Consider the following 14,706-nt stretch of genomic DNA (forward strand, 5'->3'; position numbering starts at 1 on the left):
GTGGACCGCGCTACACTGGCCTCTGTGTTTATCTGGCCTTATCTTCGTCTTTCATGGCAAGATATTGACACAACACCAGACGTCCCAAGCTCGCGCAGACGGCGAGGACGCGGCGCAAGCTTCCATGAATCACATGCATAGTGAGACGATGGCAAATCGAGAAGAATTAGGGATCATCCGGGGGGCACGCGCGGGAGACGCGGTCAGCCAACTGGCGCTGGGCAAGCTCTACCTGTTTGGCGGCGCGAGCTTGCCACGCAGCATGCCCACGGCCCTGCACTGGCTGAGCCGGGCGGCCCAGCAACAGCAGGACGAGGCGTGGATGCTGATCGGCAACCACATTCCATTTGAATACGCACAACATTGCAGACCTGCCGTGCTGGACTGGTACGACCGCGCCTATGACGCCGGCGTGGCGCCGGCCGGCCTGGTGCTGGCCCAGCTGGTGCTGGATGGCCAGGACCAGGGCGGCGACGACGGCTTGCGCGCCAAGGCCATGCTGGCGCTGGAGGATGCGGCGCGCGACGGTTCGGCCGAAGCGCGGCGCCTGCTGGCCAGCCAGCGCGGCGAACCGGCGGCGCCGGCCGCCGCCCCGGCCAGCGCGGCCAGCGAACGGCGATCGCGGCCCGCGCCGGGCGCCGACCAGTACGGATTGCTTGAACAGGCCTGGCAGGCGCAGGACTTGCGCGCCTATCTGGCGACGGCATTGCCGCTGGCGCGCGCGGTGTTGCAGGGCGCCCCGGCCGACGCCGAGGCGGCGCGCGTGGCCGCCTGGCCGGTCGAACCGCAGCAGGTGCAATTGCTGGCGCGCTGCGCCGAGGCGCTCGACCATCTGGCCGAGCGCGATCCGGAACTGCAGCAATGCCGGGAACTGGCCGCCCATGGCGGCGACCGCCAGGCGCAGCTGGCGCTGGGCCTGTGGTTCGCGCGCATGAACTGCGCCGGCGAGCGGCTGGCGGCCGGCATCGCCGCCGTCAACTTCAAGCGCGCCATCCGCTGGCTCACGCTGGCCGGCGAGCAGGGCATGGCCGAGGCGTGGTTCGCGTTGTCGCGCATCTATCTGAAACCGGAATTCTCGCAACGCTCGGTGGCCGAGGCCCAGTGCTACCTGGAGCGGGCGGCCGAGATGGGGCATCGCGTGGCCCAGCTCGAATGCGGCCTGTACGCGTGGCGCACGCGCCGCAACGGCGAGATGAGCGATGTGCGGGCCGCGTACTGGCTGCAAAAGGCGGCGGCCCAGGGTTGCGCCGAGGCCGAGGCGGTGCTGGCCAAGATCGCCGCGCCGGTCGCCGCCCCCGGCTGGACCGAGGCCGTGCTGCCGCTGCTGACGCGGGCGCTGGCCGACAGCCAGCCGTTGCTGGCGGCCCGCATCGAACTGGCCAGCCTGTTCGGGCTGACCCGGGCCGAGACGTTGCTGCTCGATGTGAAGGCGGCCGACCATGGGCACTGCCTGGTGGTCGACATCCGCGCCAGCTACGGACGCAGCAAGCGGCGCCTGATCCTGTTGCGCACGGCGCAGCAACGCCAGGCGCTGGACCGCATCGTGCGCCAGTTCGAACATGTGGACAGCGGGCCGGATGGACTGGAAGGCAACTACCGCCAGCGGCTATACCGGCTCAAGACGTGGCTGGGGGCGGGCGTGCCCAGGCTGTTGGCGGCCTGAGCACTGAAAACGCCACGGGCCGGCGGTGGCCGGCCCGGGAGGGGGAACATCGGGGAAGAGGCCGGGATCAGATCTCGATCTCGCCCTCGAACACGGTCACGGCCGGCCCCGTCAGGAACACGGGCTGGCCCTCGCCGTCCCACGCGATCGACAGCTGGCCGCCGCGCGCGTCGACCCGCACGGGCGAGTCGAGCAGGCCGCGCCGGATGCCGGCCACCACGGCCGCGCACGAGCCGGTGCCGCAGGCCAGCGTTTCGCCCGCGCCGCGCTCGTAGACGCGCAACTTGACGTGGTGGCGGTCGACGACCTGCATGAAGCCGGCGTTGACCCGGTTCGGGAAGCGCGGATGGTGCTCGATCAGCGGGCCGGTCAGCTCCACCGGCGCCAGTTCCACGTCGTCGACCACCTGCACCGCGTGCGGGTTGCCCATCGACACGGCCGACACCAGCACCTGCTCGCGCGCGCCGCCCAGTTCCAGCAGCAGCGGCCACAGCGTGTCGCGGCCCTCGGGCTGGCCCTGCAGGCCGTCGGCGTCGAACGGCACGCGGGCCGGTTCCAGCACGGGCGCGCCCATGTCGACCGTGATGCTGCCGTCGTCCTCAAGCCGCGGCGCGATCACGCCGGCCTTGGTTTCCACCGTCAGCCGGCGCGCGCTGCTCAAGCCTTTTTCCGCCACGAACTTGACGAAGGCGCGCGAGCCGTTGCCGCATTGCTCCACTTCGCCGCCGTCGGCGTTGAAGATGCGGTAGCGGAAATCGCAGCCGGGCACGGTGGGCCGTTCCACCAGCAGGATCTGGTCGGCGCCCACGCCGAAGCGGCGGTCGCCCAGCTTGCGCCACTGCTCGGGCGTGAAGTCGATCTGCTGGTGGATCGCGTCGATCACGACGAAATCGTTGCCGGCGCCATGCATTTTGGTGAATTTCAGTTTCATCGTCGCTTATATTCGCTTATCTACTCTTATCTGTCGGATCAGGGCGCCGGTCGCTGGTAGAGCGACGGCTCGCCCTGGGGCCGCGTCTTGAACCGCTTGTGGGTCCAGAAATACTCGGCCGGGGCCAGGCGGACCTCGTCCTCGATAAAGGCGTTCATCCTGCGGGTGGCGGCAACCATGTCGGTGCCCGGGTAATTGTCCCACACCGGGTAGAACTTGACACGCCAGCCCTGGTAATTGGGCAGGAAGGTGGCGATCACGGGCATGACCTGGGCGCCCGTGGTGGCGGCGATGCGGGCCGTGGCCGTCAGGGTGGCGGCCTGGATGCCGAAGAAGGGCACGAATTCGGCGTCCTTCTCACCGAAATCCATGTCCGGCAGCATGAAGTACGGCAGTTTCTCCTTCAGCGCGCGCAGGATCGGCTTGATGCCGTCCTGGCGCGTGAACAGCCGCACCGGCTTGAAGCGCGAGCGGCCCTGGCGCAGCACCTTGTCGAACGCGGCATTCTTTTGCTGCACGTACATGGACGATGCGCTCGCTTCCATGGCGATGGCGACGCCGGCCACGTCCAGGCACACGAAGTGCGGGCACAGCAGGATGGTCGGGCGTTCCGTCATCTGGGCCACGGGCACCGGGCCCGGTTCCAGCTTGATCAGGCGCCGCAGCCGCGCCTCCGAGGCCCACCACAGGATGCCGCGCTCCCACACGCTGCGCGAATAGGCCTGGAAATGCTGGCGCGCCAGCGCCACGCGCTGCGCTTCCGTCAGTTCCGGCATGCACAGGCGCAAGTTGGTGAGCGCGATGTGGCGGCGCGAGCGCAGCAACACGAACAGGATGCTGCCCACCAGGTCGCCGAAGCGGCCCAGCAGGGGCAGGGGCAGCCAGTGCAGCAGCCACATCAGACCAAGCATGGCTTTCATTGCGCACCCTCCTGCGCGGCGTCGGGGGCGGCGGCGCCGGCCGGCACCTTGTAGCGGTTGTAGCTCCAGAAATACTGGGCCGGGGCGCGTGCGATCAGCTGTTCCATGGCGGCGTTGATGGTGCGCGCCTGCCGGGCCGGCGTGCCGTCCAGGCTGTCCGTGAACGGCACGAAGCGGATCAGGTAGCCCTTGCCGCGCGGCAGGCGCTCGGCGTAGGTGACGATCACGGTGGCGTCGCCCATCTGGGCCAGCTTGGCCGGCAGCGTCATCGTGTAGGCGGGGCGGCCGAAGAACTCGGCCCACACGCCCTCGCCCTCCTGCGGCACCTGGTCCGGCAGCAGGCCGATCGGGCGGCCTTTCTTGAGCGTCTTGGCCAGGATGCGCACACCCGACATGTTGGCCGGGGCCAGCAGCAGGTTGTCGCGCGCGCGCGCGCCCTCCACCAGCGGTTTCAGGGCCGCCTTCTTCGGCGGCCGGTACATCACGGTCAGCTCCGTGCGCAGCGCGATCTCCTGCGCCACGATCTCGAAGCAGCCGAGGTGGGGCGTGAGGAACACGATGCCGCGCCCGGAATCGAGCGCGTCCTGCACCAGTTGCCAGTTCTCATCGCTGGCATGGCGCGACACGCGTTCGGGGGCGGCGCACCAGATGAACGGCAGTTCGACGATGCTCTTGCCCGCTTCGGCGATGGCGGCCGGCAAATAGGCGCTGTAGCCGGCCTGGGCCAGGTTGTCGCGCATGCGCCGGCGGTAGGACGGCGAGGACAGGTAGACCACCCAGCCGAGCGCGGCACCGAGGGCATGTAAAACCGGCAACGGGAAGATGGACAGGAAGCGGAACAGGAATACGAGCATGGCGTTTGGTTATATTGATATGAGGCAAGAATCCGAAGGTTGCCTAGCCAAATTTTTTTTAAGAAGCGTAAAATACCACGTATGCAGTATCCGCTGAGTTAACAGACAACTTGCGAGGCGGAATATAAATCTCGCTAAAGCGTCGCAAGCCGTATTGGTAAGCGACAACATTTTTTTCACCAATATGAGGAGCTTGCGATGTCCAACGATTACCTTTTCACCTCTGAATCCGTGTCGGAAGGCCACCCGGACAAGGTGGCCGACCAGATTTCGGACGCCATCCTGGACGCCATCCTGGCCCAGGACCCCAAGGCCCGCGTGGCCGCCGAAACGCTGTGCAACACCGGCCTGGTGGTGCTGGCCGGCGAGATCACGACGCACGCGAACGTGGATTATATTCAAGTCGCGCGCGAAACCATCAAACGCATCGGTTACGACAACACCGACTTCGGCATCGACTACCGCGGCTGCGCCGTGCTGGTCGGCTATGACAAGCAGTCGCCCGACATCGCCCAGGGCGTGGACGAGGGCGCCGGCATCGACCTCGACCAGGGCGCCGGCGACCAGGGCCTGATGTTCGGCTACGCCTGCGACGAGACGGCCGAGCTGATGCCGGCCGCCATCCACTACGCGCACCGCCTGGTCGAGCGCCAGTCGCAGCTGCGCAAGGATGGCCGCCTGCCATGGCTGCGTCCGGACGCCAAATCGCAGGTCACGCTGCGCTACGTCAACGGCCGCCCGGTGGCCGTGGACACGGTGGTGCTGTCGACCCAGCATTCGCCCGACATCAGCCATAAGCACATCGAAGAAGCCGTGATCGAGGACATCATCAAGCAGGTGCTGCCGCGTGAATGGCTGGGCGACACGCGCTACCTGGTCAACCCGACCGGCCGCTTCGTCATCGGCGGCCCGCAGGGCGACTGCGGCCTGACCGGCCGCAAGATCATCGTCGACACCTACGGCGGCGCCAGCCCGCACGGCGGCGGCGCGTTCTCGGGCAAGGATCCGTCCAAGGTCGACCGCTCGGCCGCCTACGCGGCCCGCTACGTGGCCAAGAACGTGGTGGCGGCCGGCCTGGCGCGCCAGTGCCAGGTGCAGGTCAGCTACGCGATCGGCGTGGCCAAGCCGATCAACATCACCGTCTACACGGAAGGCACGGGCGTGATCCCGGACGAGAAGATCGCCCAGCTGGTGATGGAGCATTTCGACCTGCGTCCGAAGGGCATCGTGCAGATGCTGGACCTGCTGCGCCCGATCTACCAGAAGACGGCCGCCTACGGCCACTTCGGCCGCGAAGAGCCGGAATTCACGTGGGAGCGCACCGACAAGGCCGCCATCCTGCGCGACGCCGCCGGCCTCAAGTAAAGCAGCACCGGCCGCGCGGCGGCCACGTTGCCGGCGTCGATTTCGCCGAAAGACGTGGCCGCCGCGCGGTTTTCTTGTAAAATACCCCTTCCGAGGAGCGTTGCGACGAATCAACCCGATTCGCCAGGCTCGGAATCTGCAACCGCGCTCACGTTACTTTTTTCTATCGAAAGGAGGGCGTGATGAACGCCGTACTCAAATCCGCACAAGACTACCTGGTCGCCGACATCTCCCTGGCCGCCTGGGGCAACAAAGAAATCAAGATCGCCGAGACGGAAATGCCGGGCCTGATGGCCATCCGCGAGGAATTCGCGGCCAGCCAGCCGCTGAAGGGCGCCCGCATCACCGGCTCGCTGCACATGACGATCCAGACGGCCGTGCTGATCCAGACGCTGGAAGCGCTGGGCGCGCAAGTGCGCTGGGCCTCGTGCAACATCTACTCGACCCAGGACCACGCCGCCGCCGCCATCGCCGCCAACGGCACCCCCGTGTTCGCCATCAAGGGCGAAACCCTGGACGAGTACTGGGATTACACCCACCGCATCTTCGAGTGGCCCGCCGACGCGGCCGGCAACCCGGTCTACTCCAACATGATCCTCGACGATGGCGGCGACGCCACGCTGCTGCTGCACCTGGGCGCGCGCGCCGAGAAGGACATCTCGGTGCTGGCCAACCCCGGCTCGGAAGAGGAAATCTGCCTGTTCAACGCCATCAAGGCCCACCTGGCCAAGGACGCCAACTGGTACTCCAAGCGCCTGCCGCACATCCTGGGCGTGACCGAGGAAACGACCACCGGCGTGCACCGCCTGTACCAGATGCACAAGGAGGGCAAGCTGGCCTTCCCGGCCATCAACGTCAACGATTCCGTGACCAAGTCCAAGTTCGACAACCTGTACGGCTGCCGTGAATCGCTGGTGGACGGCATCAAGCGCGCCACCGACGTGATGGTGGCCGGCAAGGTCGCCGTCATCGCCGGCTATGGCGACGTGGGCAAGGGCTCGGCCCAGGCCATGCGCGCGCTGTCGGCCCAGGTGTGGGTCACCGAGATCGACCCGATCTGCGCGCTGCAGGCGGCCATGGAAGGCTACCGCGTGGTGACCATGGATTACGCGGCCGCGCACGGCGACATCTTCGTCACCTGCACCGGCAACTACCACATCCTGACCGAGCAGCACATGCTGGCCATGAAGGACCAGGCCATCGTCTGCAACATCGGCCACTTCGACAACGAGATCGACGTCGCCTCGCTCAAGAAGTACACGTGGGAGAACATCAAGCCCCAGGTCGACCACGTGATCTTCCCGGACGGCAAGCGCATCATCCTGCTGGCCGAAGGCCGCCTCGTCAACCTCGGCTGCGGCACGGGCCATCCGTCGTACGTGATGAGCTCCTCGTTCGCCAACCAGACCATCGCCCAGATCGAGCTGTTCGCCAACACGGCCAACTACCCGGTCGGCGTGTACGTGCTGCCCAAGCACCTGGACGAGAAGGTGGCGCGCCTGCAGCTGAAGAAGCTCAACGCCCAGCTGACGGAACTGACCGACGAGCAGGCCGCCTACATCGGCGTGCAGAAGCAGGGTCCGTACAAGCCTGAGCACTACCGCTACTAAGCGGCGCCACGGTGGCCGGCCGGCGTTCGCCGGCGGGCCGCCGCTTTCCGACTTTTCTGCCGCGAGCTCCTCATATGCGTTTGGTCCTTACCTGGTTAATCAATGCCGCTGCCCTGCTGGCAGTGCCCTACCTGATGCATTCCGTCGATGTCACAAGCATAGGCGCAGCCCTCGTCGCAGCCCTCTTGTTGGGTCTGGTAAATACGCTGATCCGGCCGGTGCTGCTGGTGCTGACCCTGCCCGTGACCGTGGTGTCGCTGGGCCTGTTCATCTTCGTCATCAACGGCTTCATGTTCTGGCTGGTGGCGCAGTGGGTGACGGGCTTTCATGTCGATAGCTTCTGGTCGGCCATGGGCGGCGCCCTGCTGTACAGCGTGATTTCCTGGGCTTTGTCTACCTTACTTTTGAAGAACGCCGATGGACAACCCTAATTTCAGTATCGAATTCTTTCCGCCCAAGACGGCGGAAGGGGCGGAGAAGCTGCGCGCCACGCGCGCCAAGCTGTCCGAGCTGCATCCCAAGTATTTCTCCGTGACCTTCGGCGCGGGTGGCACCACCCAGCGCGGCACGCTCGACACCGTGCTCGAGATCATGGCCGCCGGCGAACAGGCCGCGCCCCACCTGTCGTGCGTGGGCGGCACGCGCGACTCGATCCGCGCCATCCTGGCCGAGTTCAAGGCGCACAACATCCGCCGCATCGTCGCCCTGCGCGGCGACCTGCCCAGCGGCTACGGCGCGGCCGGCGAATTCCGCTACGCCAACGAGCTGGTGGAATTCATCCGCGCCGAGACCGGCGACTGGTTCCACATCGAAGTGGCGGCCTACCCGGAGACGCATCCGCAAGCGCGCTCGCCGCAGGACGACCTGCTGGCGTTCGAGCGCAAGGTGAAGGCCGGCGCCAACGCCGCCATCACCCAGTACTTCTACAACGCCGACGCCTACTTCCAGTTCATGGACGAGTGCGGCAAGCTGGGCATCACCGTCCCCGTCGTGCCCGGCATCATGCCGATCACCAACTACACGCAGCTGATGCGCTTTTCCGACATGTGCGGCGCCGAGATCCCGCGCTGGGTGCGGCTCAAGCTGGCCAGCTTCGGCGACGACACGGCGTCCATCAAGGCCTTCGGCCTGGACGTGGTGACGGCCCTGTGCCAGCGCCTGCTGGCCGGCGGCGCGCCCGGTCTGCACTTCTACAGCATGAACCAGGCCGCGCCCACCACGGCGCTGTGGCAACGGCTGGTCTAAAAAACCGGGGTCAGGTCCGGTAGCGTGACTACATGACCTGACCCCGGTTCGTCGTTCAGGCGCCCAGTTCCGTGACGATGCAGTCGAGCGCGATGTCGTGCGGATCGTCGCCGAACGACGCCTGCTGGCAGGCGTAGGCCACGCCCACCGTGCGCGGCCGTGGCAGCGCCTCCAGCGTGCGGTCGTAGAAGCCGCCGCCGTAGCCGAGCCGGTAGCCGTGGCGGTTGTAGCCGAGGCAGGGCACCAGCAGCGCCGGCGGCCGCGGCGCCAGCCGCAGGTCGGCCGGCACGGCCACCCCCATCCCATCCTTCACCATCGGCTCGCCGATGTCCCATTGCGCGAACGCCAGCGGCGCGTGTTTTTCCACCACCACCGGCAGCAGCAGGCGCACGCCGCGCCGCGCCAGTTCGGCGTAGGCGGCCTGCAGATCGGGCTCGTCGCGCAGCGGCCAGTACACGCCCAGCGCGCCGACGGCCGCCGTCTCCGCCCATGCCAGCACGTGCCGTCCGATGGCCGCGTCCCACGCGGCGCGCGTGGCCGGGTCCAGCGCGCGCCGCGCGCCCAGCAATTGCTTGCGCAAATCGGCCTTGGACAGGGGTGTTGCCGCTGGCGGCGCCGTGGCGGTGCGTGGTATTCTAGGATCGCTGGTCATATGACTGTTTTAAGACTTCGATTGAGAGTTGCACATTGAATTCCGCTTCAAAATGGATAGCCGGCGCCGTGATGGCCGTAGCCTGCCTGGCCTCACCATGGAGCCGCGCCGACGATAGTGGAATCGACAGCAGCCGCAGGGACGACGACGCGTTCCTGCTGCTGCGCGACGCCGTACGCCAGGACGATGCGGCCAAGGTTGCATTCTATGCCGACCGGCTGGCCAACTACCAGATCCCTTCCTACGTCGATTACTACCGCCTCAAGTCGCACCTGCGCGACGCCGCCAATGGCGAGGTGCGCGACTTCCTGCACCGCTACGAGGGCAGCGCCATCGCCGACCGCCTGCGCAACGACTGGCTGCTGGAACTGGGCCGCAAGCGCGACTGGGCCACGTTCGACGAGCAGCTGCCGCTGTTCGTGCTGGACGACGACACCCAAGTCAAGTGCTACAACCTGATGTCGCGCGCGCTCAAGGGCCAGCGCGTGGCCGAGCAGGCGCGCGTGCTGCTGGTCAACCCGACCGTGTATGGCGAGGCGTGCTCCGGCCTGATCGCCACGCTGGCCCAGAACGGCCAGTTCGACAGCGACGACTTGTGGACCCAGGTGCGCCTGGCCGGCCAGTTCGACGCTACCGGACCGGCCAAGCGCGCCATGGTGCTGCTGGGCGGGCCGGAGAAGCGCATCGGCCAGGCCATCGACCTGCCGGCCATCGCGCTGGCCAAGGGCGCGGGCAGCGGCCGCATCGACCACGAGATCTACCTGGTGGCCGTGGGCCGCATGGCGCGCACCAGCGTCAAGCTGGCCGCGCTGGCGCTGCGCAAGGCCACCCCCAGACTGACGGCGCAGGAACAGGCGATCGGCTGGGCCAACATCGCGCTGGCCTCGTCCTACACGCTGGCGCCGGAGACGGCCGACTACTGGCGCAAGTCGTCCGGGGCGCCATTGTCGCAGGAGGCCTTGCAGTGGAAGACCCGCTACGCGCTGCGCGCCGGCGACTGGAAGCAGGTGCGCGCCGACATCCGCGCCATGCCGCCGGCGCTGCGCAACGAGCCGGCCTGGATCTACTGGCAGGGCCGGGCGCTGATGGCCGAGGCGGGCGCCAGCCAGCCCACGGGCGAGGCGGCGCAGCTGTTCCGCAGCATTTCCGACCAGTCCAATTTCTACGGCCAGCTGGCGCTGGAGGAACTGGGCCAGCTGATCACGATCCCGCCGGCCGGGCCGCCGATCACCCAGGCCGAGATCACGCCGTTCGCGTCCGACCCCAATTTCCAGCGCGCGCTCAAGTTCTTCTCGATGCGGCTGCGCTTCGAGGGCACGCGCGAGTGGAACTGGGCGCTGCGCGGCCTGAGCGAACGCCAGCACCTGGCGGCGGCCGAATTCGCGCGCCAGAACAACATCCTCGACCGCATGGTGAGCACGTCCGAGAAGACCCGCATCCAGGTCGATTACACGCAGCGCTTCCCGGCGCCGCATGACGACATCATGCACCCGGCCACCCAGACCCTGGGCCTGGACAAGGCCTGGGTGTATGGCCTGATCCGCCAGGAATCGCGCTTCATCATGGATTCGCAGTCGGCCGTGGGCGCTGCGGGCCTGATGCAGGTGATGCCGTCCACCGGCCGCTGGGTGGCCAAGAAGATCGGCCTGACGGACTTCGTGCAGAACATGCTGAGCGACGTGCGCACCAACATCCTGCTGGGCACCAATTATATGAACATGGTGCTGGGCAGCATGGACGGCTCGCAGACGCTGGCCACGGCCGCCTACAACGCCGGCCCGGGGCGCCTGCGCAGCTGGCGCGCGGCGCTCGACAAGCCGATGGAGAGCGCCGTCTTCATCGAGTCGATCCCGTTCCCCGAAACCCGCACCTACGTGAAGAACGTGATGTCGAACGCGACCTATTACGCGGCCCTGTTCGAAGGCCGGCCGCAGTCGCTCAAGGCCCGCCTCGGCACGGTCGCGCCCAAGGGCTTCACGGCGCAGGAACAACAAGAAACCAGCTTCGGCTCCCGTTAGCATCCACCGCATCCATCCGGACCATTCCATGCAAACCACTGAACTCGATCCCACCCTGTCGCAAGCCCTGGCCAACGCGCGCGCGCCCGGCCTCACGCTCATCATCGGCAACAAGAACTACTCGTCCTGGTCGATGCGGCCGTGGGTGGCCATGACGGCGTTCGGCATCCCGTTCCAGGAAGTGAAGGTCCTGCTCGACCAGCCCGACACGGCCAACCGCATCGCCGCCTACTCGGCCGCCGGCCGCGTGCCGGTGCTGCTGGCCGGCGAGATGACGATCTGGGACAGTCTGGCCATCTGCGAATACCTGGCCGAGCAATTCCAGGAGCTGCACATGTGGCCGCAGGACGTGGCCGCGCGCGCCATGGCCCGTTCCGTGTGCGCGGAGATGCACGCCGGCTTCGCCGACCTGCGCACGGCCATGTCGATGAACATCCGCGCCAGCTATCCGGGCAAGGGCCGCACCAACGGCAGCCAGGCCGACATCGGCCGCATCAGCGAGATCTGGGAGGAGTGCCTGTCGCGCTTCGGCCACCACCAGTTCCTGTTCGGCGAATTCACCATCGCCGACGCCTTCTTCGCGCCCGTCGTGATGCGCTTCCGCACCTACGGCGTGACGCTGGCGCCGGCCCTGAACGCCTATTGCGACCGCGTGCGCGCCCATCCGGCCGTGGCGCGCTGGGTCACGGAGGCGCTGGCGGAGACGGAAATGGCGCCGCGCCACGACGCCGAAATGCCGGACTGACGCATGCGTACCTATGTGGTGGGCGGCGCCGTGCGCGACGCCCTGCTGGGCCTGCCCGTCAAGGATCACGACCACGTGGTGGTGGGCGCCACGCCCGAGGCCATGCTCAAGCTGGGCTACCGTCCGGTGGGCAAGGACTTCCCCGTGTTCCTCCATCCGGACACCCACGAGGAATACGCGCTGGCCCGCACCGAGCGCAAGACGGCGCCCGGCTACCGGGGCTTCGTGTTCCACACGGCGCCCGACGTCACGCTGGAACAGGACCTGGTGCGGCGCGACCTGACCATCAACGCCATCGCGCGCGCCGACGACGGCACGCTGACCGACCCGTTCGGCGGCCAGCGCGACCTGCAGCTGCGCGTGTTCCGCCACGTGTCGGACGCGTTCGAGGAGGACCCGGTGCGCATCCTGCGCGTGGCCCGCTTCGCGGCGCGCTTCCCCGAGTTCACGGTGGCGCCGGAAACCAACGTGCTGATGCGGCGCATGGTGGAGCAGGGCGAGGTGGACGCGCTGGTGGCCGAGCGGGTCTGGCAGGAGTTGTCGCGCGGGCTGATGGAGCAGCGCCCGTCGCGCATGCTGCAAGTGCTGCGCGACTGCGGCGCGCTGGCGCGCGTGCTGCCGGAACTGGATAAATTGTGGGGCGTGCCGCAGCCGGTGCAGCACCATCCCGAGGTCGACACCGGCCTGCACATCGAGCAGGTCATCGATTGCGCGGCCGACGCCGGGCTGGCGCTGCCCGTGCGCTTCGCCTGCCTGCTGCACGACGTGGGCAAGGGGGGCACGCCGCCCGACCAGTGGCCGGCCCACCATGGCCATGAGGGCCTGGGCGTCAGGCTGATCGAGCAGTTGTGCCAGCGCCTGCGGGTGCCGACCGAATGCCGCGACCTGGCCGTGATGACGGCGCGCGAACATGGCAACGTGTGCCGCGCGCTGGTCCTGCGTCCGAACACCATCGTCAACCTGCTCGAGCGCTGCGATGGCTTCCGCAAGCCGGCCCGTTTCCTGCAGATGCTGGAGGCGGCCCAGTGCGACGCGCGCGGGCGCAGCGGCCCCACGGGCAGCTTCCGCGACCAGCCGTTCCCCCAGCTGGCCCACCTGCGCTGCGCGCTGGAGGCGGCGCGTGGCGTCAACGCGGGCGAGGTGGCGCAGCGCTGGAGCGAACAGCCGCAACGCATCCCCGAGATGGTGCGCAAGGCTCGGGTCGCGGCCGTGAAGGCGGCGCTGGGCGCGGCCGCGCCGGACGACGATGATGATGAAATCAAGCCCGGACCCGATAGCGGCGCCGGTGACGCCGGCGCGCCGTCCCGGAGCGCCTGAGCTGCGCTACAATAGGCGCATGTTGCGCCGCACCATGCGCGCTTTCCACCTTCTTGTTTTGCGGCGGCGAGGAGCCCACCAGTGAACCCGACCGATATGTTTTCCAACCCGTTCCGGCGGCGCGACAGCAACGGCGAGCGCAAGCGGCCCACCGTGCTGGTCAAGGAACTGAGTGAGCGCGACCGGCGCCGCATGGTCAAGCATTTCCTGGCGCTGGAGCCGCGCGACCGCCTGCTGCGCTTCGGCACCATGCTGCCCGACGAGCAGGTGGCGGCCTACGTCAACCGCATCGACTTCGCGCGCGACAATGTGTTTGGCGTCTACAACCGGCTGTTCACGCTGGTGGCCGTGGGTCATCTGGCGTTCGCGCCCGCGGAGCCGGACAAGAACGCGGTGACGGAAAAGGAGCACGTGGCCGAGTTCGGCGTGTCCGTCGGCAAGGCCGCGCGCGGCATGGGCGTGGGCACCAAGCTGTTCGAACGGGCCGCCATCCACTGCCGCAACAACGACGTCGACACCTTGTACATGCACTGCCTGTCGTCCAACGCCACCATGATGCACATCGCCAAGAAGGCCGGCATGGAGATCCACCGCGACTACGGCGAGGCGGACGCCTACCTGAAGCTGCCGCCCGCCAATCCGACCAGCGTGCTGCAGGAAGCGCTCGACGAGCAGTTCGCCACGCTCGACTACACGCTCAAGGCCAACAAGCGCTTCGCCAGCAAATGGCTGCACAAGCTGGTGGGGCGCAAGGCGCGCCAGGACTGAGCCGCATCGAGGGTTTGACTCTAGGGTCTGACCCTCCGGGTCTGACCCTGGTTTGGCGGTAAAACTACACCAGCGGCAGCGCCGTCGTATCCTTAATGCGCTGCAGCGCGAACGACGACTTCACATCCAGCACAGCCGGATGGCGCAGCAGGGTGGCCATCATGAAGCGCGAGAAGTGGTCCATGTCCTCCACGTGGACCCGCAGCAGATAATCCATCTCCCCCGTCATCGCATAGCAGGCCACCACCTCCGGCCACTGCTCGACGGACACGGCGAAGTCGGCCCGAGGCGAGGCCGGCGCGGCCGCCGCGCCCAGCGCGCGCGCGTTGCTGTGGGCGGCCGCCTCGCTGTGCTTCTCCAGCCGCACGTTCACATAGGCCAGCAAGCCGAGGCCGATCTTGTCCGGGTCCAGCAGCGCCACATACTGGCGGATCACGCCCGCTTCCTCGAGCCGCTTGATGCGGCGCAGGCACGGCGAGGGCGACAGGCTGACCAGCTCGGCCACGTCCTGATTGGACAGGCGGCCGTCCCGCTGCAGGATGGCGAGAATCTTGCGGTCCGTCTTATCCAGCGTTATCTTGGTCATAAATCCCTCAATAATGAAATTTCCAGGCAATA

At 67.6% G+C, this 14,706-nt stretch carries 14 protein-coding genes and 1 riboswitch; of the genes, 9 read left to right on the forward strand and 5 right to left on the reverse strand.

The features are described 5' to 3' along the window. Nucleotides 1-148: 148 nt before the first annotated feature. Nucleotides 149-1,663, forward strand: a complete 1,515-nt coding sequence (locus AC1RQG_RS01470) for a tetratricopeptide repeat protein (RefSeq protein ID WP_493127588.1) — start codon at nt 149-151, stop codon at nt 1,661-1,663. Nucleotides 1,664-1,730: 67 nt separating this feature from the next. Here the strand turns inward: AC1RQG_RS01470 and dapF are convergent, their stop codons facing one another. The 3 genes from dapF to AC1RQG_RS01485 are packed head-to-tail and all read right to left on the reverse strand — an operon-like array spanning nt 1,731 to nt 4,368. Continuing rightward, on the reverse strand, nt 1,731-2,594 hold the full coding sequence (gene dapF, locus AC1RQG_RS01475; RefSeq protein ID WP_493127590.1) for a diaminopimelate epimerase: 864 nt from the start codon (nt 2,592-2,594) through the stop codon (nt 1,731-1,733). Nucleotides 2,595-2,632: 38 nt separating this feature from the next. Then, complete coding sequence (locus AC1RQG_RS01480) at nt 2,633-3,514, reverse strand: LpxL/LpxP family acyltransferase (RefSeq protein ID WP_493127592.1); 882 nt, start codon at nt 3,512-3,514, stop codon at nt 2,633-2,635. After that, nucleotides 3,511-4,368, reverse strand: coding sequence for a lysophospholipid acyltransferase family protein (locus AC1RQG_RS01485; protein ID WP_493127594.1), 858 nt, complete (start codon nt 4,366-4,368; stop codon nt 3,511-3,513). The genes AC1RQG_RS01480 and AC1RQG_RS01485 overlap by 4 nt, the downstream gene beginning before the upstream one ends. 198 nt (nt 4,369-4,566) lie before the next feature. Here AC1RQG_RS01485 and metK point away from each other — a divergent pair, with 198 nt between their 5' ends. From metK to metF, 4 genes are all read left to right on the forward strand, one after another. Continuing rightward, a complete protein-coding gene (gene metK / locus AC1RQG_RS01490) occupies nt 4,567-5,733 on the forward strand; it encodes a methionine adenosyltransferase (protein WP_493127596.1) in 1,167 nt (388 codons plus the stop codon). Nucleotides 5,734-5,819: 86 nt separating this feature from the next. Beyond that, nucleotides 5,820-5,890, forward strand: a riboswitch (S-adenosyl-L-homocysteine riboswitch). Nucleotides 5,891-5,915: 25 nt separating this feature from the next. Then, nucleotides 5,916-7,343 carry an adenosylhomocysteinase gene (ahcY, locus tag AC1RQG_RS01495; protein ID WP_493127598.1) on the forward strand — a complete coding sequence of 476 codons (1,428 nt, stop codon included), beginning with the start codon at nt 5,916-5,918 and terminating at the stop codon, nt 7,341-7,343. 74 nt (nt 7,344-7,417) lie between these two features. Then, nucleotides 7,418-7,774, forward strand: coding sequence for a phage holin family protein (locus tag AC1RQG_RS01500; RefSeq protein WP_493127600.1), 357 nt, complete (start codon nt 7,418-7,420; stop codon nt 7,772-7,774). After that, on the forward strand, nt 7,761-8,588 hold the full coding sequence (gene metF / locus AC1RQG_RS01505) for a methylenetetrahydrofolate reductase [NAD(P)H] (protein ID WP_493127602.1): 828 nt from the start codon (nt 7,761-7,763) through the stop codon (nt 8,586-8,588). The genes AC1RQG_RS01500 and metF overlap by 14 nt, the downstream gene beginning before the upstream one ends. A 55-nt stretch (nt 8,589-8,643) precedes the next feature. Here the strand turns inward: metF and AC1RQG_RS01510 are convergent, their stop codons facing one another. Continuing rightward, entirely contained in the window at nt 8,644-9,240 is a 597-nt protein-coding gene (locus AC1RQG_RS01510; protein ID WP_493127604.1) for a 5-formyltetrahydrofolate cyclo-ligase, read from the reverse strand. Between the two features lie 71 nt (nt 9,241-9,311). On the opposite strand from AC1RQG_RS01510, the gene AC1RQG_RS01515 reads away from it, so the two are divergent. From AC1RQG_RS01515 to AC1RQG_RS01530, 4 genes are all read left to right on the forward strand, one after another. Beyond that, entirely contained in the window at nt 9,312-11,258 is a 1,947-nt protein-coding gene (locus AC1RQG_RS01515) for a lytic transglycosylase domain-containing protein (RefSeq protein WP_493127606.1), read from the forward strand. 28 nt (nt 11,259-11,286) lie between these two features. Continuing rightward, nucleotides 11,287-12,003, forward strand: coding sequence for a glutathione S-transferase family protein (locus AC1RQG_RS01520; RefSeq protein WP_493127608.1), 717 nt, complete (start codon nt 11,287-11,289; stop codon nt 12,001-12,003). A 3-nt stretch (nt 12,004-12,006) separates the two neighbouring features. Next, nucleotides 12,007-13,320, forward strand: a complete 1,314-nt coding sequence (locus tag AC1RQG_RS01525) for a multifunctional CCA addition/repair protein (protein ID WP_493127609.1) — start codon at nt 12,007-12,009, stop codon at nt 13,318-13,320. 96 nt (nt 13,321-13,416) lie between these two features. Then, on the forward strand, nt 13,417-14,088 hold the full coding sequence (locus AC1RQG_RS01530) for a GNAT family N-acetyltransferase (protein WP_493128216.1): 672 nt from the start codon (nt 13,417-13,419) through the stop codon (nt 14,086-14,088). A gap of 64 nt (nt 14,089-14,152) precedes the next feature. Here AC1RQG_RS01530 and AC1RQG_RS01535 read toward each other — a convergent pair whose 3' ends face one another. Continuing rightward, a complete protein-coding gene (locus tag AC1RQG_RS01535; protein ID WP_493127611.1) occupies nt 14,153-14,674 on the reverse strand; it encodes an Lrp/AsnC family transcriptional regulator in 522 nt (173 codons plus the stop codon). Nucleotides 14,675-14,706 lie beyond the last annotated feature (32 nt).

It is taken from the genome of Rugamonas sp. GW822-FHT03B10 (assembly GCF_058801745.1).

Bases quoted from the DNA above. Each gene is read 5' to 3' on its own strand.
- AC1RQG_RS01515 (WP_493127606.1), top strand. From the start codon at position 9,312: ATGGCCGTAGCCTGCCTGGCCTCACCATGGAGCCGCGCCGACGATAGT.
- ahcY (WP_493127598.1), top strand. From the start codon at position 5,916: ATGAACGCCGTACTCAAATCCGCACAAGACTACCTGGTCGCCGACATC.
- AC1RQG_RS01535 (WP_493127611.1), bottom strand. From the start codon at position 14,674: ATGACCAAGATAACGCTGGATAAGACGGACCGCAAGATTCTCGCCATC.
- AC1RQG_RS01525 (WP_493127609.1), top strand. From the start codon at position 12,007: ATGCGTACCTATGTGGTGGGCGGCGCCGTGCGCGACGCCCTGCTGGGC.
- metK (WP_493127596.1), top strand. From the start codon at position 4,567: ATGTCCAACGATTACCTTTTCACCTCTGAATCCGTGTCGGAAGGCCAC.
- AC1RQG_RS01480 (WP_493127592.1), bottom strand. From the start codon at position 3,514: ATGAAAGCCATGCTTGGTCTGATGTGGCTGCTGCACTGGCTGCCCCTG.
- AC1RQG_RS01510 (WP_493127604.1), bottom strand. From the start codon at position 9,240: ATGACCAGCGATCCTAGAATACCACGCACCGCCACGGCGCCGCCAGCG.
- metF (WP_493127602.1), top strand. From the start codon at position 7,761: ATGGACAACCCTAATTTCAGTATCGAATTCTTTCCGCCCAAGACGGCG.
- dapF (WP_493127590.1), bottom strand. From the start codon at position 2,594: ATGAAACTGAAATTCACCAAAATGCATGGCGCCGGCAACGATTTCGTC.
- AC1RQG_RS01520 (WP_493127608.1), top strand. From the start codon at position 11,287: ATGCAAACCACTGAACTCGATCCCACCCTGTCGCAAGCCCTGGCCAAC.
- AC1RQG_RS01530 (WP_493128216.1), top strand. From the start codon at position 13,417: ATGTTTTCCAACCCGTTCCGGCGGCGCGACAGCAACGGCGAGCGCAAG.
- AC1RQG_RS01500 (WP_493127600.1), top strand. From the start codon at position 7,418: ATGCGTTTGGTCCTTACCTGGTTAATCAATGCCGCTGCCCTGCTGGCA.
- AC1RQG_RS01485 (WP_493127594.1), bottom strand. From the start codon at position 4,368: ATGCTCGTATTCCTGTTCCGCTTCCTGTCCATCTTCCCGTTGCCGGTT.
- AC1RQG_RS01470 (WP_493127588.1), top strand. From the start codon at position 149: ATGGCAAATCGAGAAGAATTAGGGATCATCCGGGGGGCACGCGCGGGA.